This window comes from Streptomyces sp. NPDC005706, assembly GCF_040631045.1.
Taxonomy (GTDB): Bacteria; Actinomycetota; Actinomycetes; order Streptomycetales; family Streptomycetaceae; genus Streptomyces.
The window spans coordinates 14,441-31,754 of the sequence record NZ_JBEXYS010000038.1; the positions used below are offsets into that span (position 1 = coordinate 14,441).

A 17,314-nucleotide genomic window follows, 5' to 3' on the forward strand; every position below is an offset into this window, starting at 1 on the left:
CGCCACTGCCTCCCGGCCGCGCCTACTCATTTCGTCACCACCTTGAATGTGGCCAAGAGATCCTTACTCGTCACCAGTTGAAGCGGTGCGCATTGGCGGAGAAAGGGCCGACGATCACGCACGGACTGACCACCGCAGTTTCCTGGGCACTGCAACCCTCATATGTCACTCACCTGAGCCACTTGATCTCCATGGCTCCACTCCACAGAGGCGTTAGATGCCTCAGACTTCACATCGGTGGCTAGACTCGGCGCGGTGAGAGCCGACGCAGCGCGCAACCTGGAAGCCGTCCTGACCACCGGAGCTCGTATGCTCGCCGCCGACCCCGGCGCCAGCATCGCGAGCATCGCCGGCGAAGCAGGCGTGGACCGGCGCACCGTCTACCGCCGCTTCGCCTCCCGCGAAGATCTTTTGGCGGCCATCTACGAATCCCGCCTCACGGCCATCGAGCACGCCATCGCAGACGCCCGGCTCCGCGAAGCCCCCGCCGCCGTGGCCCTGCACCGCTACGTCGAGAACATCATCGCCGTCAACCGCACCTGGCCAGTCGACCTGAACCGCATGCTCGCGGACGACGACGTCCGCGCCCGCCGCGATGCCTCCGCCCGCGAAGTCGACGCCTTTCTCCGACGCGCCACGGACGAAGGCTTCCTGCGCCCCGACCTCCCCGCGGGATGGGTCAGCGCGCTCCTCCCCCAGCTCATGCACCTCGTCTCCCGCCAACTACCCGAACTGAGCGCGGGCCAGGCGGCAGACGTCGTCGTCGACACCTTGCTGAACGGCCTCGGAGCGCCCTGACGCCCGGGCACCCGGATGTCCGGGCGGACGTGCGGGACCTGTCGGCTCGGTGAGTGAGTGGAAGTTGACGCAACCCCGGACCGCGCGTCAGGCCCTGCACCGGGGCAGGCGGCGAGACCATCGGTCGGCCGAGGACTCTCGAGCAAAGCCGAGAATTCACCAATCAGTGGGGACCGTGGGGTTGGCAAGTCCTGTTGATGCATCAATCATCTTGTCATGAACCTGCGGTCCGACGGGCGGATCGCGGTTCCGTGGAGGTGTTGGGATGCACCGAAGACTCTCCGTAGGCCTTTCCGCCTCGGCCCTGGCCGTCCTCACCGTCGTCGGCACCGCGACCGCCGCCGACGCCGCACCCGCCGACAAGCCCCAAGCCCTCGCGAACTGGACCCAGACCAGCGCGTCGAGCTACAACGCCTGGGCCGCCGCCCGCGGGAACCAGGCCGCCTGGTCCGCGTACGCGTTCGACTGGTCCACCGACTACTGCTCCTCCTCCCCGGACAACCCGTTCGGCTTCCCCTTCTCCATGTCCTGCGCCCGTCATGACTTCGGCTACCGCAACTACAAGGCCGCAGGCACCTTCAGCGCCAACAAGGCCCGTCTGGACAGCGCCCTCTACGAGGATCTCAAGCGCGTCTGCCTCAACTACACGGGTGGCACGAAGACCTCGTGCAACAGCACGGCATGGACCTACTACCAGGCGGTCAAGGCGTTCGGCTGACGAATGCGTCGCGTCCTCGCCGGCCGGCAGCGGCCGGCCGGTATGACCAGGGCCGAGGAAGCACGGAAAGGGATGTGGGATGGCGGGCATGAACGCAGCGGAAAGTGCGGACGGTGGCATCCGGCGTCGCACCTTCCTGCGTGGCGCGGCAGGCTGGTCGGCGGTGGCCGGGGTGGCGCTTGCCGGCGGCGTCGGGGCGGCCGGCACGGCTTCGGCGTACGGCTGGACACGCACACTCCAGCAGGGCATGAGCGGTGCCGACGTGACGGAACTGCAGGTGCGCGTCGGCGGCTGGGCCGCATCCGGCGCCCAGCAGACGTACGTCGCCTGGGACGGCGCCTTCGGACCGGCCACCGCGAGCGCGGTCAGGCGGTTCCAGTCCGCGTACGGCCTGACGGCGGACGGTGTCGTCGGACCGCAGACGCAGAGCGTCCTGAACAGTTTGGAGAGCAGCGACGGTTCGTCCGCGCACTTCGACTGGAGCGAGTTCTACTCCAACGACGGCTCGGGGTTCGGTGGCGGCAAGGTGAGCGCCGCGCAGGTCAAGGAGAACGTGCGCCGCCTGATGTACAAGCTGGAGGCCGTGCGCAAGAAGGCCGGCAACAGCTCGATCACCATCAACTCCGGCTTTCGCAGCATCGCCCACAACTCCTCGGTGGGCGGCGCCTCGAACAGCATGCATGTCTACGGAGTCGCCGCGGACATAGTGGTCGCGGGCCACACCACGCTGCAGGTGTACAAGATCGCCGAGACCTGCGGCTTCTCCGGTCTGGAGGCCTACAGCCACTCGTGGCAGCACGTGGACAGCCGGGTGCAGTACTCCTCATACGGCTCCGGCTCCTGGTGGTGGGAGAGCGGCGTCGTGTGACCCGTCGCCCGGGCCCCTACGCCGACGAGCGCGCACAAGGCTCAGCACGCAGCACTGCACTGCACTGCGCTGCAAGCCTCGACTGGCTCTGTGAGAATGGGAGTTGGTATCTGGTGCAAGCCCTGAAAAGGACGTTCGCCGTGGCGGCCGCCGCCGTCGCCGCCGTCGCCGTCGCCCTGCAGCATTCCGCTGCCCGGGCCGACGTCCCACCGCAGCACGCGATCATCGTGTGCCAGACCGCGAGCTTCTACGCCAACTACAACAGCGCGTCCGGCCCGACCGGTTACCTCCGCACCCTCACCTACGGCAACAAGGTCGGCCATACCCAGGGCGCGCATCCCGTCTACAACGGATGGGCCGCCACCTTCGACTACGGCCCCAACGACTGGGGTTACGTGCGCTACGAATGCATCGGCGGCTACGACTCCTGGTGAGCGGCCACCGCACACCTCCCCAGCGACGCAGAGAAAGGACTCTCCTCGATGCCCGTCTTCCGTGGCGGCCGTGCGGCCGCCGTCGTCACCGCGGCCGGCGCAGCACTGCTGCTGGGCGCCGGACCGGCGCTCGCCTACTCGAACGGCACCGTCGGTGTGCGTGAGACAGTGTGCGCCACCGACCTCTATGTCCGCACCGAACCGGTCGGCGCCTGGATGGGCACTCTGTACCAGGGGCAGACCTTCCTGGTGGAGAGCAAAAGGAGCGGATGGGCGTACGGCTTCGCGTACGGAGACATCAACCGCCGAGGCTGGGTCCAGGACGGCTGGTTCTGCTGACGAGCGGATCCTACGGATCGAGCCGGAGATGGTTGAGCGGTCCACCGCGTAGAACTCCGCCAATGCAGCGGGCGGCGGCCCCAGCCGCAGATGCGCACGCGTGACCAGGAGTTGGTCCAGGGGTACCAGCCGCCGCTTGGGTCACGCCCGTGCGGCCGCCGACTCCTCTCACGTTCCTCAAGTCGCCCAGCGCGCCCGGAACATGACCGTCAGGCTCATCCTCATGACCGGGATCACGGGACTGAGCGCCGGTCGCCGGTCGCCGGTGCGACCCGAGGCAAGCGACGGTGAGCCGCGCGCAGCGTTACGCCTGCCTCGGTGCCGCCGGCTCCGCCCAGCCGTGGCGCACGGCGTGACCGCCGAGCTGCATCCGGGTGCGGACTCCGGACAGGTCCATGAGGTGGCGCAGGCGTCGGTGCGGCGTGCGCGATGACAGACCGAGTTGCACCGCGGCCGTCGAGTCGGTCACGCCGGCCAGCAGGAGCGCGAGGATCTTCCGGTCGAGGTCGGTCGGGCCGTCCGCCCCGAGTCGGATGGGCTCGGCCTCCTGGCCGGGCCCCGGCACTTCCAACGGGTGGGCGGTGCGCCACACCGTCTCGAACAGTGCGTCCATGGCGTCCAGCAGGCCGCCGCGGTGCAGCAGTACGGCGTCGGGCTCCCCGGCCGACGTGGTCGCGAGCGGGACGAGGCCGAGTTCGGCGTCGGCCAGCACGAGTTTCATGGGCAACCGCTCGGCGACCCGCAGCCGCACACCGTTGTGCAGGGAATCGATCGCGTCACGGACGATGCCGGGCTCGGCCGGCACGTCCCGGTCCAGTACCGCCCGGAAGCGCACGCCGCGGCCGATGGCCATGCGTTCGACCGTGTTCTCGTCGGGCGGCACGGCGACGAACGGTGCGGTGATAAAGGTGCGGACCTGCGTGCGAGCCGCCTGCTGCACCTGAAGGGAGCGATGGCGGATGGCGTCGACACCGGTGACCACCCCGATCAGGTCGACGATGCTGCTGCCGGTCATCGCCGCCCGGTGTTCTTCGGCGAACGTCACCCTGGTAAATCAGAGAGCCACGTCGTCGTCACCTAGAGTGATCAATACGTGTTCATGCGTCGCGGCTCTCCGGCCCATATGTGCGGGGCTCCGGCTGCGGCGACCAGGCGACGGGCGGAGGATTTGGGTGGGGGGTGGGTGGGCCCGGAAGGCCTGGCAGCCCGCCGGTCGAATTCCGCACAGCGAAGTGATGCGACATGGTCGACATACCGAAGGCGCCCGACGGGGGACGTATCGCACGAGGGGCTGCGGATGCCGCGACAACGTTCGCGCGCGTCGCGGGGCATGCGGTGCGTCACCCCACGGCCGCGATCGCACGCGCACGTCACCTGCCCGAGGTCCTGCCCGCGCTGCGCCAGGCGATGAGAACGTCCCTCACCGGACGCATCGACAATTGGCACGGCGAATACGCCTACACACTGGGTGAACAGGCGTTCATCTATGGGTTCCCCTACATCTACAACGCCCAGCTCCGGCATGCTTGGGTGACGCAGCGACGCAACCCGGAAACGGTGCCGTACGCGGCGGTCAACCACTTCTGGCACGCCGGACGACCGATCGACGCCGGCTACCGGGACGGCGGGTGCCCCAACAACGACACGCTCTACTCGGTGGCATGGGTGCATCTCCGTCACGAACCGGTCGTCCTGTCGCATCCGGACATGGCTGACCGCTACTTCACCTTCGAGCTGGCCGCCATCACATCCGACAACTTCGACTACGTCGGTCAGCGCACCACCGGGTCGCGGGCCGGCGATTTCGCCCTCGTGGGTCCGGACTGGAACGGCGAGCTGCCCTCCAGGGTGCGGCGCCTTCGGACCGCTCCCACTCCCTGGGTCCTCATCCTCGGACGCACCCTGGTGAACGACAAGGACGACGTGGCGAATGTCCGGGCTCTTCAAGTGCGGTACCGGCTCACGCCGCTCAGTATGTTCGGCGAGCCCGGGGCGGAAGCCCTCGAAAGCCGTGACGTACTGGAACCGGTCACGGCCGAACAGGATCCCCTGGGGCCTGGAAGACCCTGAACGCCATGCTGGCCGAGAACCCTCCCCCGCCCCACCACAGCGTCCCCCTAGAGCAGTTCGCCCAGATCGGCATCGGACCCGGGCTTGATGTCGACGCGCAGCCCGACGAGGTCAAGCGGGGCCTGATCCGGGCGGCCGCCGCGGGCCCTCCCCTGTTGAAACAACAGGGAGAGAGCGGCGAGTGGGCCCGGGTGGTCAACGGGTGGTGCCACCCGCCCCCGGAGATGGGCCGTTTCGGCGACGACTTCCTCAAGCGCGCCGCCGACCAGTCCCTGCTCGGCATAGCGGCCAACGATCCGGCCGAGGCGGTGTACCTGGTCAACCGCGAGGACGCGGACGGCGAAAGGCTGTCGGCCGACGGTCGGTATCAGTTGCACTTCGACGGCGGCGGGCTGCCTCCCGTCAACGCCTTCTGGTCCCTGACCGTGTACGGCGAGGACATGAACCTCATCCCCAACCAGGCAGACCGTTACTCGCTCGGCGACCGCACAGACGGGTGTGATGACGGATGCGCAGGGCGGACTGACCATCTACCTGCAGAAGGAGTCACCGGGCGCTGACGAGGAGGGCAACTGGCTGCCCACTGCCGCGGAGGGCACCTGGTTCGTGGTCCTGCGCATGTACCGGCCACGAGCCGAGGTGCTGGACGCGATGTGGGAGTGCCCTCCGCTGATCCGTGCCGAGTAACAGCGGATCGTCGTCGGCCACATGTTCAGGCCGGTGAGCCGTCCATCATGCGGAGCGGTCACGGTGAGCGCGGGCGGCTCGGCACGGGCTGCGACGAGAAGGCGGACGGCGCGGGGCCCGCGATCCTGCGGCAGGCTGGTCATTCCGTCACTGGTCTCGGCTACATCGACGAGCGCATCCACGGCCTCCGGCAGTCGGGCACGGCCACGCAGTTCTCCCTCGACCTGCGCGACCGCGGCGGACGGCTCTGCATGGCCGGCTCCGCGGCCGGCACCAGGACGGTCGTCGACATGTGCGTGGCTCCCGCGACCGGCCCGTTCGTGCCGCGACAGCGGAAGCGGTGATGCCAGGACCTGCGGGGTGATCACGGCGAGTGCACCGGACGGTGATCCCTGCCGCGCCGCGAAGGCCCCGCCGATGAGTTTCCGGTGGTCGCCCAGTCCACCCGTCGACACGAAGGGAGCCCACCATGCGTAAGATCATCATTTGCACGTTCCTGTCGCTGGACGGCGTCATGCAGGCACCGGGCGGTCCGGACGAGGACGCCGAGAGCGGCTTCGAGCACGGCGGCTGGCAGAAGCCGGTGTCCGACGACGAGGTCGGCGCGGCCATCGCCGGCTGGTACGAGCCCTCCGACGCGATGCTGCTCGGCCGCAAGACGTACGACATCTTCGCGGCGTACTGGCCGACCGCCGATGCCGGCAACCCGTTCACCGAGCGGATGAACAGCATGCGCAAGTACGTGGCGTCCCGGACCCTGACGTCCCTGGAGTGGGAGAACTCCACGCTGCTGGAGGGTGACGTCGTCGACGCCCTGCGCGAACTGAAGGCGTCCGACGGCGGTGACATCAACGTCGTCGGCAGTGGCGACCTCGCCCAGACGCTCATGCGGCACGACCTGGTGGACGAGTACCGGCTGACCATCCATCCAGTGATCATCGGCACCGGCAAGCGACTGTTCGCCGACGGAGCGGTCCCCACCGCTCTGGAGCCGGTCAGTGTCTCGACGACGAAGAGCGGCACCGTCGTCGGCGTCTACCGGCCGACCGGCAAGCCCAGCTACGACAGCTACTAGGTCCTGGACTGACTGGTCGTCCTCCGCCGGGTGGAGCAGCTCCGCGCGCCTCCGGCCGGCGCTCCCGGCCGGAGTCCCCCGGACGGTCAGTCGAGGAGCAGGGGATCGGGCAGGGAAGCCGCCGGGTGCATGCACAGCAACGTGTGCACGACGCCCGCGAGCCCTGACATGAGGCTCGGGGAGAAGGCTTCCCGGGCCAGCCCGCCGACTCCCGGAATACCGTAGAGCTGCCAGGGCGAGTAGTCGATGTTGCTGTGGTGGGCCAGGGCCTGTATCAGCGCGCCTGCCGGGCTGAGGGAACAGGACGGCGGCGTTGGCGGACCAGACGCAGATGATCGCCAGGGGGAGGTGAATGAGCGGTGATGTTGCCGCCGACGCCGGTGTGGACGGGTGCGCGGCCGGCCAGGCGGACGTGGCGCGAGGTGTAGGCGTGGCCGTACTCGTCCCGCAGGGTCTAGCCGGTGCTGGACGGCCTCCGCCGGTGTCTTGCGGAAGTTTCACCGGCCTGGATGCAGCCAACGGGTGTGCCCAGCACCGACGTTGACGCGGCCTGTGGCGAGGGCGGTGACAACTCCGCCGTCCGAGTGCAGGTCACTGCCGATGATGAACGCCGCGCCGGGGCCGAGGAGAAGGGAGGCGACGGTGGCGGCCTCACCGCGCTCCAAGCGTGCTGCCCCGGCGCCGACCAGGCGGCCGGTCAGCCGACCCAGGAACCGGTGAGGGCCTGCACGGCGGAGCCGTCCGTGTCGGTCAGCTTGGTGCCCACGAAGGAGCGGGCCCAGTCGGTGGTCTGGATCCGGAACGCGGGCCGCTCGGCGTTGAGGGCCTCGATGACCGCCTCCGCCGCACTGGCCGGGGTCTGCGCGGTGCCGTCCAGGAACTGCTCCACGGTGCGGTCGATGTAGTGGCGCAGCGCTTCGGTGTACGCGCCGGCGTCGATACGGGCTTCGATGTCGATGCCGATGTTGTTGGCGAACTCGGTCGCCACGGCGCCGGGTTCGACGACGGACACGCCCACACCGAGCTTCTTGGCGACGGGGGCAAGGCTCTCCATGTAGCCCTCGACGGCGAACTTCGCGGCGCAGTAGGCCTCGTTGAACGGCTGGCCGACGACGCCGCCGACGCTGGTGACGGTGATCAGGCGGCCGCCGACGGCGCGCAAGTGCGGCAGCGCGGCCTTGGAGACGCTGAGCACGCCGAAGAAGTTGACCTCCATGACCTTGCGGACATCCGCGAGTGAGTCGTTCTCCAGAGTGCCCAGGTGACCGGCGCCGGCGTTGTTGACGACGGCGTCCAGGCGGCCGTAGTCGGCGATCACGCCATCGATCGCTGCGGTGACCGAGGCCTCGTCGGTGACGTCGAGCCGGCGGATGTCGAGCTCGACGCCCGCCTCCGCGGCCGCCTTGCGCAGCGCGTCGGCACGCGTTGTGTCCCGGAGGGTCGCGACCGTGCGCCAGCCTGCCCGGGCGGCGGCGACGGCGGCGGCGAGGCCGATACCGGAGGAGGTACCGGTGATGAGGACGGTTCGGGGGGTGGCGGACATGGCGGGGCCTTTCGAGTGATGAAGCAGCTTTTATGTGCGTGCACACACAACATAGCTTTATGTGTGTGCGCACGCAACCCGCCTATACTTCATCGCATGCCGAAGAAGCTGCCGCAGGCCGAGATGCCCGCCGCCGACTACGCCTTCTACGGGCTGGTCTGGGCCGGCACCGTGATGACCGAACGCGTCGACCGGGCCCTCATCAAGGCACACGATCTCCCTGTGTCCTGGTTCGAGGTCATGCTCTGGCTGTCCTCCAGCCCCGATCCGGTACCCGCGTCCATCCTCGGCAACAGCACCATGCTCAGCCGTAGCCAGGTGTCGCGGGTGGTCGACGCCCTACAGGCCAGGGGCCTTGTCAGGCGCACCGCGTCCGCACGCGACGCGCGGTCGGTCGAGATTTCACTGACCGAGGACGGCCACCGCCTCTTCGAGCGAGCCGACGCCACCCGCCGTGAATCCCTGGCGCCGGTGTTCACCGACCTCCTCGATCAGGACGACCTCGAGGCGCTGGGCACGGTGTGGCGAAAGCTCAAAGCCGAGAAGGAGCGGCTGGCGCAGGAGCCGACAACCAGATCCTCCGGCCCACGGCGGTGAGTCACACCTACAAATGAGGTGCCCCGCCAGGCGGGCGCGCACTGAGCTGCGCGTCCGCGTACGCCGAACTCCCACCGTGAGACCTCGCTCCCGGCTGCGTGATCGATGGCGTCGGCGAGGTGGTCCCATTCGTTGCCGTCAGGCCCTGGGTACGCGAGACGGCGGCAGGAGCAGGTGGCGGCGGGACCGACGGCATCGGGGCCGAACGTGTCGCGGAAGCGGTCCAACGCGTGTTCGGCGGCCGGCCAGGCGTCGCGCGCCTCAGCCAAGGTGATGTGCGCGCCTTCGGATCCACCCGCCCGGCGCCCGGCACCGTTCCGGCGCACGGTGCCGCGCCAGCCGCCTCGGCTCGGGGCTACGGCCACCCCGCCTACACCTACTGGCCCGCCGACCGACCGCGCGTTTGGCGGGGGTTGACGCCCGGCCACCACAGCGCCCCGACCGCGGAGCAGTGTCCAGGATCACCTGGTCTTCGCGGCTCTGACCGGCCTCATCAATCAGCGGTTCCAGTCGGCGGGTCAGTGTCCTACGGGGACTGGCACTCCCCGACGGATCGCCCGTCGCGCTGTGTGGGCACAGCTACGGCGGAATGGTGATCGCCGGCGTCGCCGATCTGCTCAGCGACCGCCTCGATCAGCTCGTCTTCATCGACGCCTACGTCCCCGACGACGGGGATTCGTGCTGGTCTTTGACCAGCGACCGCTTCCGGGAGTTGTTCATAGCCGGCGCCCGCGCCGACGGTCGATGGGTTGAAGTTCCCGAAGGACTCGGCCCTCGCGCACGACCGCACCCACTGGCGAGCTTCGTCCAGTCGATCAGGCTGGGTGACAACCCCGGCCGCGCGCCCGGCCAAACGTTCATCAGTGGTGGCGCGTGGCCGGGCAGCCCGTTCGTGACCCTGGCCGAACGGTTGCGCAACGACTCGAACTGGCGGTTCCACGAAATCCCCGTCGGCCACAACATCGCCCGCCGCGACCCGCATGGCCTCGCTGCCGTTCTCAGCACATTGCCGCCCGACTGCGCCTGACCACAGCCGCTCACTCCTCGGTCCAGCAGGACGGGACCGTCGGCGTACTTGTAGGCGTCGGTGACCGACTCGCTCACCACCAGCCGCGTTATTTCCAAGGCCGCTGGGAGACGGTGGCACCGTGCTCAGTGCGCATCGAGGCCAGGGATTCGGCGGCCAGGTGACGCACATCTGCGCGAACGGCAGCCCGACAGCTCGACGCCGGCCACGACCAGGTGGCCGCGTCCCCTCCGCGCAGCGACGCCGGCCTTACCGCAACATCAGGTGCTGTCGCCGCAGGATCTGCAGGATCTCTCGCCGCCGTGAGAACGGTCTCTGCAAGCTGTCCGCCCTCGGTGAGCATGAACGGATCCGGCTCTGCGGCGACCGTGAGGGGGTACTCGAAGCCGCCCGGCGGATCCGTAGGGGCCTCAGGACATGCTGCCCCGGCACACCGTCCCCGGAGCCGGGGTGCGGCCCGTGCGGAGGTAGTGGTCGACCATCTCCGTGACGCAGCGGTTCTGCGGATATGTGCCGTGGCCCTCCTCCTGGGCCGTCAGGAGGACGCCGACGCCGTCGCCCAGGGCGCGGGCCATGTGGCGGGCGCCGGGGTATGGGGTGATCGGGTCGCCGGTACCGCCGACCACCAGGACGGGGGCCGCGCCGTCGGCGTTCACCTGGAGCGTGGCGCGCTCGCCGTCGAACGGCCAGTCGTAACAGAGGTAGACGCCGGTGGACCAGGCCGCGCCGAAGACGGGTGAGGCGGCTTTGATGCGGGCCGCGTCCCGGTCGAGGCGTTCGAAGCCGGGGCGCAGGCTGGAGTCCGCGCAGGTGATCGCGGTCCGCGCGGCGCGGCTGTCGTCGCCCGGGGCCGCCACGCGGTCGGCGGCGCCGATGTCGTCCGCGCCCTTGCTCAGCGGACGGCCGTCGTTGTGGTCGATCAGCGCGGTGAGGGCCTTGGCGAGCGGCGTCCAGCCGTCCGTGCCGCGGTCGAGGTGGTCGCTGATGGCGTGCACGACGTCGTCGGCGTCGAGGGCCCTTCCGGCGCCGGCCGGGGCGGGCTTCTTCGCCAGGCGGTCGGCCAAGCGCGCCATGCGCCGCGCGGCCTCCTCGGGCCCGTCGCCGGTCGGGCAGTGGCGGATACGGGCCGCGCAGTGCGCGGCGAACCGGTCGAACGCCGCCTGGACCGCCTTGACCTGCGACACCTGCTCCTCGTCGAGATCCTCGGTCGGATCGACGGACGCTTCCAGGACGAGCCGTCCCACGTGCGACGGGTACAGGTGGGCGTAGACCGCGCCGAGCGCCGTTCCGTACGAGACGCCGAAGTAGTGCAGCCGCTCGTCGCCGAGCAGGTAGCGCATCAGGTCGAGGTCGCGCGCGGTGTGCGAGGTGCCGATGTACGGGAGCAGCGCCCCGGAGTGCTCGGCGCAGGCGTCGGCCCCGTCGTAGCCGGTGTCGTCCGCGGTCTTCCCGCAGCGCACGGGGATGGTCGCGCCAACGCCGCGTGGGTCGAAGGAGACCAGGTCGTAGCGGTCGAGGAGCGGCTCGTACTGGTTGAGGCGTTCGGGCAGTCCGCTCACGCCGGACACGCCGGGGCCGCCGAAGTTGAGGACGAGCGAGCCGATGCGCCGGGCGTTCGGGCCGGTGGCCTTGCGGCGGATCAGGGCGACGTCGATCGTCCTGCCGTCCGGTTTTCGATAGTCGAGGGGGGCCTTCATGGTGGCGCAGTCGTAGCCCGTGCGCGCGGTGGGCGGCGAGGTGCAGCGGGACCAGTGGAGGTGCTGGCCGGTGGTGAGCGCGGTGGGCAGACCGGCGGGCGGGTTGGTCGCGGTGAACTCCGTACGCGGCTCCGCACTCCGGCCGGGAGCGTCGTGCTGGAGCCAGGCGCCGACGGCCCCGATCACGGCGAGAACGACCCCGGCGATGATGCACGCGCCCGCCGAGAGGCCCGGTCTGCGGCTTCGTATCGGATGTGCGTCGCTCATCTGAATCCCCGCGCTCCCGCCCCTGGACACCCGCCCGCATGCCCGCATGCCCGCACCCGTGATCGTCCGATCGTCGAATGAGTGCAGGGTACAAGCCGCCTCCGACAGCTCGGCTCGCGAGAGTGCCCAGGACTTCAGACCGCCTCCGGCAAGACTGCTCCACCGTGTCGACGTCGACACCGGACCCACCCCACACGCCGCCACGAACGAGGATCTACTCACACCGGTCGAGCAGCCGCCACACGAACAGGACGTCAACGCCCCCGATCGCGCCCGCGACCGGGAGATGCCGACCGACGTGACAGACCGACGGCACTACGACGTCATCCAGGCCGCGAGCGAAGGCCGACGCGACGAAGCCGCCCAACTGGCGGCCATCGGCGAACGCGGAGACACACCGAACCGGTCGGCGCCTGGATGGGCACGCTGTACAAGGGCCAGACCTTCCTGGTGGAGAGCAAGAAGAGCGGCTGGGCGTACGGCTTCGCCTATGGAGACATAAACCGCCGCGGCTGGGTCCAGGACGGCTGGTTCTGCTGACGTCACCCCGGTCCGGGCCCTCGACGTCAGGGGCCGCCCTCATGGAGCAGGGACCCTGCCCCGCCGTCCCGTACACCCGCGCCTCGGGAAACGGCGCTTGTGCCCGCCCGTGGCCGCGTCGCCCGGAGCGGTGGATGCCGCGGGGCCGCCACTTCGGCCCCACTGCCAGGGGTGGCACGGACACGGGCCCCGACTGCCCCTGTTGCGCTACCGTCGTTCCTTGCCCTATGCGCGAGATCAGGAAGGCGGTCAAGTGGTCGAACTGCGCCTGGGACCACTGCTGAGGTGTACCGACGGCTCGTTCGCCACGGTGTGGGTCGAGACCAGCGAGTCCTGCACGGTACAGGTGCGCTGCTCCGACGGCGCGGTGGGCACGGCCCCCACCTTCCAGGTGGCCGGGCACCACTACGCGCTCGTCACGGTGACCGGCCTGCGTCCCGGCGCGTCCCCCTCCTACGAGGTGCTCCTGGACGACACCACGGTGTGGCCCCTTGCCGACTCCCCGTTCCCGCCCTCGGTCATCCGTTCGCCCGCCACCGGCGGCACCGTCCGCGTCACCTTCGGATCGTGCCGCTGGGCCGCGCCCCCGGCCCGAGGCAAGGATCCGATCGGCCCGGACGCCCTCGACACCCTCGCGACCCGGCTGGCAACCGACCCCGACGCCGAGCGCCCCGACGTCCTGCTCCTGTTGGGCGACCAGATCTACGCGGACGAGACCTCCGAGCAGACCCGGCGCTGGCTCGCCGGCCGCCGTGACCTCGACCAGCCACCCGGAGGCCAGGTCACCGACTACGAGGAGTACTGCCACCTCTACTACGAATCCTGGCTCGACCCCGAGATCCGCTGGCTGCTGTCCACCGTGCCCAGCCTCATGATCTTCGACGACCACGACGTCGTAGACGACTGGAACACCTCCGCCGCCTGGCTCGCCGACATGCGCACCACAGACTGGTGGCAGGAACGGCTGCTGAGCGGCCTGATGTCCTACTGGGTCTACCAGCACCTCGGCAACCTCTCCCCCGCGGAACTGGCCGACGACCCCGCCTGGACCGCCGTCCACGCCGCGCCGGACGGCACGCCGGCACTGCGCGCGCTGGCCGAGCGGGCCGACGCCGATTCCGCCTCGGTCCGCTTCAGTTACCGTCGCGACTTCGGCCAGGTCCGGATCGTGATGGTGGACTCCCGGGCCGCGAGAGTCCTCGCCGAGGAGCGCCGCGCCATGCTCGATCCAGGCGAAGCCGCCTGGCTGCGCGAGCAGGTCTTGTCCGACGAGCAGACCTACGACCACCTCCTGATCGGCACCTCCTTGCCCTGGCTCCTGCCGCACCTGGTCCACGACGCCGAAACCTGGAACGCCGCCCTGTGCGCCGGGGAACGCGGCAAGCGCTGGGCCCGCTTCGGCGAATGGCTGCGTCGCGGAGCCGACCTGGAGCACTGGGCGGCCTTTCCCCGCTCCTTCGCCGACCTCGCCGACCTCATCGCCGAGGCCGGGTCCGCCCCGGCCTCCCCGGCGACCGTGTGCGTCCTGTCGGGCGACGTCCACCACGGCTACCTCGCCAAGGCGTCCTGGCGGTCGGGCGGCCCCCACATCCCCGTTGTCCAGCTCACCTGTTCACCCGTGCACAACTCCGTGTCCCTGATGATGCGGATCGGCTTCCGCTTCGGCTGGAGCGCTCCGGCCCGTCTGCTGGGACGCCTCCTCACCCGGCACGGCCACTGTCCCCGGCCTCCGGTCAGCTGGCGCAAGCAGGGCGGCCCCTGGTTCGGCAACCAGCTGATGACCCTGACTCTGCGCGACCGCTCGGCCCACCTCCGTCTGGAGCGCACCACCTCGGACGCGACGCTGCACACCGTGCACGAATCCGTCCTGACCGACGACTAGGACTTGTCCGTCGAGAGGACTTGTCCCGCCGGTCATGTGCGGAGCCGGATAACCAGGCTGCCGATGCGGTGGTTCCGATGGGGACGCAGCCGCGCCTGCCGTACCCGGTTGCGACCGCCCGGAGCGGCAGCGGCCGTCCTTGCTGATTCCGCAGGCCCGAAGACGGCCCGCGGGCGGTAAGGAGGGCATTCGTTCGGATCTGGAGTGGCTCATTCGCCCTTCTCCGTGAACACGTTGGTCAGACCCTGGGCTGTGTTGTCGCCGGAGTCGATCCGGTGGACCTCGGCACCTTCGCGAGTGGCGATTTGGGTGCTGCGGTGGAACATGGTCTGCTCGTACTCGGTGATCGCGGCCTCGATGTCATCGGGGTGCGCAGCGAGGGCCTGGCCGAGTTCGGCGCCGTCGGATGACGCCTCCGTTACGGCTGTCGGAGTCTGCGGGGATCCGTAACCACCAACCGATGAGAACAGGCGACCTCCCTACGATGTCACCACGATGATCTCTGGACAGGGACGGCCACATATACGTGTCCTGCATGACGAGTCGCGACGTAGCCTGCGGGATCCGACTCGCCCGCGCCCTGTCCGTCTTTACCTTTGGGAGCCGAGCCGCCCACAGAGTGCACCAGCTCCGCTGGTGATCGTCTCTCACGGCACCGGTAGCTCGGGCAGCAACATGGAGTGGCTGGTACGACCGCTGCACGAGGCAGGTTTCCTGGTGGTTGCTCTTGATCATCACGGCAACAACTATGTCGACGGCTACGAGCCGGAGGGCTTTCTCCATATATGGGAACGGCCTCGGGACGTCGCCTTCGTTCTCGAAGCACTCTCCCAGGAACAATTGCTTGGTCCGGTCGGTGTGGCGGGTTTCTCCCTCGGGGGCTACGCGGCGGCGGCTCTTGTCGGGGCCCGGGTCGATCCGCAGATCGTTTGGGGCGTCCTGACCGGAAGGATTCCTCTGCCGGAGGTCCCTGAATTCCCCGGCGCGCTGGAGGCGTTGCGGAACAAGCACCCGCTGGACGAGTCGTCACGAAGTGCGCTGGATGCCGCCGCAGCGGACCTCTCAGATCCCCGAGTGCGGGCCGTCTTCCAGGTTGCCCCCGGAGCCGGCGGCCTCGTGACCTCAGAAAGCCTGGCAACCGTGCGGGTCCCTGTGGGCATCCGCTGGGGTGGAGCAGACACCGTCAACCCATACGACGTCGACACTAGGCCGTACCTGGAGCACATCCCCACGGCGAGCGGAAGCTCGGCCGGCCCCGATGTCCGCCACGACGACTTCTTCGCCCCGGAACCTGCGGATCCGACCGTCCGCGTTCGAGTCGGCAGGGAGGCGGCCGCCTTCTTCCAGCAGCACCTGGGCTGACCCCTCCGCGACCAGGAGTCGCCGTTGCGAGCGGCCGACCTGTTCGGCGACGTACGCGACGGCCCCTGAGGTGGCGTCCCTAGGTGTTGCGACGGAATGTGCCGCGACGCCCGGCTCTCGGGTCAGCACGAGGCGGGTGGTCATGTGGTGGGCTTCAGGAAGCGGAGGACGGCGTCCTTCTCCCCTACGGCGTGGTCTTCCACACCGGCCGCTGGTACGTCGTCGGCCACGACCACCTCCGCGACAGCCTGCGTACCTTCCGCATCGACCGCATCACCTCCGTCACCCCCCGGGCCGACAACTTCACTGCACCGGACGGCTTCGCCCCGGTGACCCACTTGACCTCGATCCTGGCCCAGGGGCCCTACCGCTGGCATGTGGAGCTGACCATCCATGGCCCCCTCGATGATCATGACGGCGTCGAGGGACGCTCCGGCGGCCGTCGACCGCCCTTCAGCCGCCCTCAGGCACTGCCGGCGAGGCGGGCAAGTGCTGCGGCGTGGGGAGAGGTAGGCGCCGCGGTGTAGGTGACGATGGTCAGGCCGGGGTCGGCGGGAATTTCGAGGGCGTCGTAGTCGAGGTCGAGGTCGCCGACGCGGGGGTGGCGGAAGCCCTGCTTGCCAGAGCGGTAGTACTCGACATCGTGTGCATCCCAGCCCATCGCGAACTCGGCGCTGTAAGTGACCAGTTCGTCGATGAGGTCGGCGAGGTCGGTATCGGCGGGGGTGCGGGCGGCCTCGGCGCGCAGACTGCCGACGGCGTCGTGGGCGATGCCCTCCCAGTCGCGGTAGAAGCGTCGGGCGCGGGGGTCGCGGAAGACGAAGCGGGCCAGGTTGGGCGGGTGGTCATCGCTGTCGAGGGCCTCTGCGTACAGGGCGCGGGCGAGAGTGTTGGTGGCGAGGATGCCCAGGTGGGCGTTGCGGACGAAGGCGGCGGCCCCGGTCATTGCGTCGAGGATCTGCTGGAGGCTGGGCCGTACGTGGCTGGTTCCGCCGTCGCGGTCGGTGACGCGGTGGGGGTTGGTGGCGGCGCGGACGAGGGCGGCCAGGTGGGCGCTTTCGACGTCGTCCAAGCGCAGGGCGCGGCTGAGGGCGTCGAGGATGTCCTCGGAGACGCCGCCGACGTTGCCGCGCTCGATGCGGGTGTAGTACTCGACGCTGATGGCGGCGAGCTGGGCGACCTCTGAGCGTCGCAGTCCGGAGACCTGCCGTCGCCCGCCGAAGTCGGGCAGGCCGGCCTCCTTGGGGGTGATACGGGCGCGGCGGCTGGTGAGGAAAGTGCGGATGTCCTCGCGGACGGTGTCGTCTGGCACTGCTCAAGCGTAGGCCGGTGTTCTCCGCGGGGGTCCCTGCGAGTACCCCTCCTGGCAGGGACTCCCAGGTCAGAGGGTTGCGTGGTTGTTTGGACGGG

General features: G+C 69.6%; 19 protein-coding genes and 1 pseudogene. 16 read left to right on the forward strand and 4 right to left on the reverse strand.

Translation table 11 applies throughout. From position 1 onward, the window contains the following. The first annotated feature begins 309 nt into the window (after nt 1–309). The 5 genes from ABZ478_RS34935 to ABZ478_RS34955 all read left to right on the forward strand — a co-directional run bounded on the left by ABZ478_RS34935 (nt 310) and on the right by ABZ478_RS34955 (nt 3,157). Complete coding sequence (locus ABZ478_RS34935) at nt 310–798, forward strand: TetR/AcrR family transcriptional regulator (RefSeq protein WP_359556164.1); 489 nt, start codon at nt 310–312, stop codon at nt 796–798. A gap of 265 nt (nt 799–1,063) precedes the next feature. Beyond that, nucleotides 1,064–1,516, forward strand: a complete 453-nt coding sequence (locus ABZ478_RS34940; RefSeq protein WP_359556050.1) for a phospholipase — start codon at nt 1,064–1,066, stop codon at nt 1,514–1,516. Nucleotides 1,517–1,604: 88 nt separating this feature from the next. Beyond that, nucleotides 1,605–2,384: a D-Ala-D-Ala carboxypeptidase family metallohydrolase gene (locus ABZ478_RS34945; protein WP_359556053.1), complete on the forward strand. Its 780-nt coding sequence runs from the start codon at nt 1,605–1,607 to the stop codon at nt 2,382–2,384. 113 nt (nt 2,385–2,497) lie between these two features. Further along, nucleotides 2,498–2,818, forward strand: coding sequence for a hypothetical protein (locus ABZ478_RS34950; RefSeq protein WP_359556056.1), 321 nt, complete (start codon nt 2,498–2,500; stop codon nt 2,816–2,818). Nucleotides 2,819–2,866: 48 nt separating this feature from the next. Continuing rightward, a complete protein-coding gene (locus ABZ478_RS34955; protein WP_359556059.1) occupies nt 2,867–3,157 on the forward strand; it encodes a hypothetical protein in 291 nt (96 codons plus the stop codon). 304 nt (nt 3,158–3,461) lie between these two features. On the opposite strand, the gene ABZ478_RS34960 is transcribed toward ABZ478_RS34955, so the two are convergent. Beyond that, the gene (locus ABZ478_RS34960; protein WP_359556063.1) at nt 3,462–4,202 is read right to left on the reverse strand and encodes a transcriptional regulator TrmB; all 741 of its coding nucleotides are present in this window, start codon (nt 4,200–4,202) and stop codon (nt 3,462–3,464) included. Nucleotides 4,203–4,492: 290 nt separating this feature from the next. Between ABZ478_RS34960 and ABZ478_RS34965 the strand changes: the two genes are divergently transcribed. The 4 genes and pseudogenes from ABZ478_RS34965 (at nt 4,493) to ABZ478_RS34980 (ending at nt 6,989) form a co-directional block, all read left to right on the forward strand. Then, complete coding sequence (locus tag ABZ478_RS34965; RefSeq protein WP_359556065.1) at nt 4,493–5,227, forward strand: DUF1254 domain-containing protein; 735 nt, start codon at nt 4,493–4,495, stop codon at nt 5,225–5,227. 224 nt (nt 5,228–5,451) lie between these two features. Further along, nucleotides 5,452–5,914, forward strand: a pseudogene (locus ABZ478_RS34970) (DUF1214 domain-containing protein). A 47-nt stretch (nt 5,915–5,961) separates the two neighbouring features. Then, nucleotides 5,962–6,258: a hypothetical protein gene (locus ABZ478_RS34975; protein ID WP_359556067.1), complete on the forward strand. Its 297-nt coding sequence runs from the start codon at nt 5,962–5,964 to the stop codon at nt 6,256–6,258. 125 nt (nt 6,259–6,383) lie between these two features. Further along, nucleotides 6,384–6,989, forward strand: a complete 606-nt coding sequence (locus ABZ478_RS34980) for a dihydrofolate reductase family protein (RefSeq protein ID WP_359556070.1) — start codon at nt 6,384–6,386, stop codon at nt 6,987–6,989. A 697-nt stretch (nt 6,990–7,686) separates the two neighbouring features. On the opposite strand, the gene ABZ478_RS34985 is transcribed toward ABZ478_RS34980, so the two are convergent. Next, on the reverse strand, nt 7,687–8,532 hold the full coding sequence (locus tag ABZ478_RS34985; RefSeq protein WP_359556073.1) for an SDR family oxidoreductase: 846 nt from the start codon (nt 8,530–8,532) through the stop codon (nt 7,687–7,689). Between the two features lie 96 nt (nt 8,533–8,628). Here ABZ478_RS34985 and ABZ478_RS34990 point away from each other — a divergent pair, with 96 nt between their 5' ends. Next, nucleotides 8,629–9,129, forward strand: coding sequence for a MarR family transcriptional regulator (locus ABZ478_RS34990; RefSeq protein ID WP_359556076.1), 501 nt, complete (start codon nt 8,629–8,631; stop codon nt 9,127–9,129). Between the two features lie 589 nt (nt 9,130–9,718). Then, entirely contained in the window at nt 9,719–10,156 is a 438-nt protein-coding gene (locus ABZ478_RS34995) for a hypothetical protein (protein WP_359556078.1), read from the forward strand. Between the two features lie 410 nt (nt 10,157–10,566). Here ABZ478_RS34995 and ABZ478_RS35000 read toward each other — a convergent pair whose 3' ends face one another. After that, nucleotides 10,567–12,120 (reverse strand): alpha/beta hydrolase, encoded by a 1,554-nt coding sequence (locus ABZ478_RS35000; protein ID WP_359556081.1) that lies wholly within the window; start codon nt 12,118–12,120, stop codon nt 10,567–10,569. 417 nt (nt 12,121–12,537) lie between these two features. Between ABZ478_RS35000 and ABZ478_RS35005 the strand changes: the two genes are divergently transcribed. The 5 genes from ABZ478_RS35005 to ABZ478_RS35025 all read left to right on the forward strand — a co-directional run bounded on the left by ABZ478_RS35005 (nt 12,538) and on the right by ABZ478_RS35025 (nt 16,431). Then, complete coding sequence (locus ABZ478_RS35005) at nt 12,538–12,660, forward strand: hypothetical protein (RefSeq protein ID WP_359556083.1); 123 nt, start codon at nt 12,538–12,540, stop codon at nt 12,658–12,660. A 253-nt stretch (nt 12,661–12,913) separates the two neighbouring features. Continuing rightward, nucleotides 12,914–14,542 carry an alkaline phosphatase D family protein gene (locus ABZ478_RS35010; protein ID WP_359556086.1) on the forward strand — a complete coding sequence of 543 codons (1,629 nt, stop codon included), beginning with the start codon at nt 12,914–12,916 and terminating at the stop codon, nt 14,540–14,542. A gap of 275 nt (nt 14,543–14,817) precedes the next feature. After that, complete coding sequence (locus ABZ478_RS35015) at nt 14,818–14,952, forward strand: hypothetical protein (protein WP_359556088.1); 135 nt, start codon at nt 14,818–14,820, stop codon at nt 14,950–14,952. Nucleotides 14,953–15,178: 226 nt separating this feature from the next. After that, nucleotides 15,179–15,904, forward strand: a complete 726-nt coding sequence (locus ABZ478_RS35020; protein WP_359556091.1) for an alpha/beta hydrolase — start codon at nt 15,179–15,181, stop codon at nt 15,902–15,904. 191 nt (nt 15,905–16,095) lie between these two features. Further along, the gene (locus tag ABZ478_RS35025) at nt 16,096–16,431 is read left to right on the forward strand and encodes a WYL domain-containing protein (protein ID WP_359556093.1); all 336 of its coding nucleotides are present in this window, start codon (nt 16,096–16,098) and stop codon (nt 16,429–16,431) included. Here the strand turns inward: ABZ478_RS35025 and ABZ478_RS35030 are convergent. Then, complete coding sequence (locus ABZ478_RS35030) at nt 16,368–17,216, reverse strand: helix-turn-helix transcriptional regulator (protein ID WP_359556095.1); 849 nt, start codon at nt 17,214–17,216, stop codon at nt 16,368–16,370. The genes ABZ478_RS35025 and ABZ478_RS35030 overlap by 64 nt on opposite strands. Between the last annotated feature and the right edge of the window lie 98 nt (nt 17,217–17,314).

Excerpts from the sequence above, each read along its gene's own strand:
- ABZ478_RS34935 (WP_359556164.1), top strand. The coding sequence starts at position 310 with ATGCTCGCCGCCGACCCCGGCGCCAGCATCGCGAGCATCGCCGGCGAA.
- ABZ478_RS34940 (WP_359556050.1), top strand. The coding sequence starts at position 1,064 with ATGCACCGAAGACTCTCCGTAGGCCTTTCCGCCTCGGCCCTGGCCGTC.
- ABZ478_RS34945 (WP_359556053.1), top strand. The coding sequence starts at position 1,605 with ATGAACGCAGCGGAAAGTGCGGACGGTGGCATCCGGCGTCGCACCTTC.
- ABZ478_RS34955 (WP_359556059.1), top strand. The coding sequence starts at position 2,867 with ATGCCCGTCTTCCGTGGCGGCCGTGCGGCCGCCGTCGTCACCGCGGCC.
- ABZ478_RS34975 (WP_359556067.1), top strand. The coding sequence starts at position 5,962 with ATGCGGAGCGGTCACGGTGAGCGCGGGCGGCTCGGCACGGGCTGCGAC.
- ABZ478_RS34980 (WP_359556070.1), top strand. The coding sequence starts at position 6,384 with ATGCGTAAGATCATCATTTGCACGTTCCTGTCGCTGGACGGCGTCATG.
- ABZ478_RS34985 (WP_359556073.1), bottom strand. The coding sequence starts at position 8,532 with ATGTCCGCCACCCCCCGAACCGTCCTCATCACCGGTACCTCCTCCGGT.
- ABZ478_RS34990 (WP_359556076.1), top strand. The coding sequence starts at position 8,629 with ATGCCGAAGAAGCTGCCGCAGGCCGAGATGCCCGCCGCCGACTACGCC.
- ABZ478_RS34995 (WP_359556078.1), top strand. The coding sequence starts at position 9,719 with ATGGTGATCGCCGGCGTCGCCGATCTGCTCAGCGACCGCCTCGATCAG.
- ABZ478_RS35000 (WP_359556081.1), bottom strand. The coding sequence starts at position 12,120 with ATGAGCGACGCACATCCGATACGAAGCCGCAGACCGGGCCTCTCGGCG.
- ABZ478_RS35005 (WP_359556083.1), top strand. The coding sequence starts at position 12,538 with ATGGGCACGCTGTACAAGGGCCAGACCTTCCTGGTGGAGAGCAAGAAG.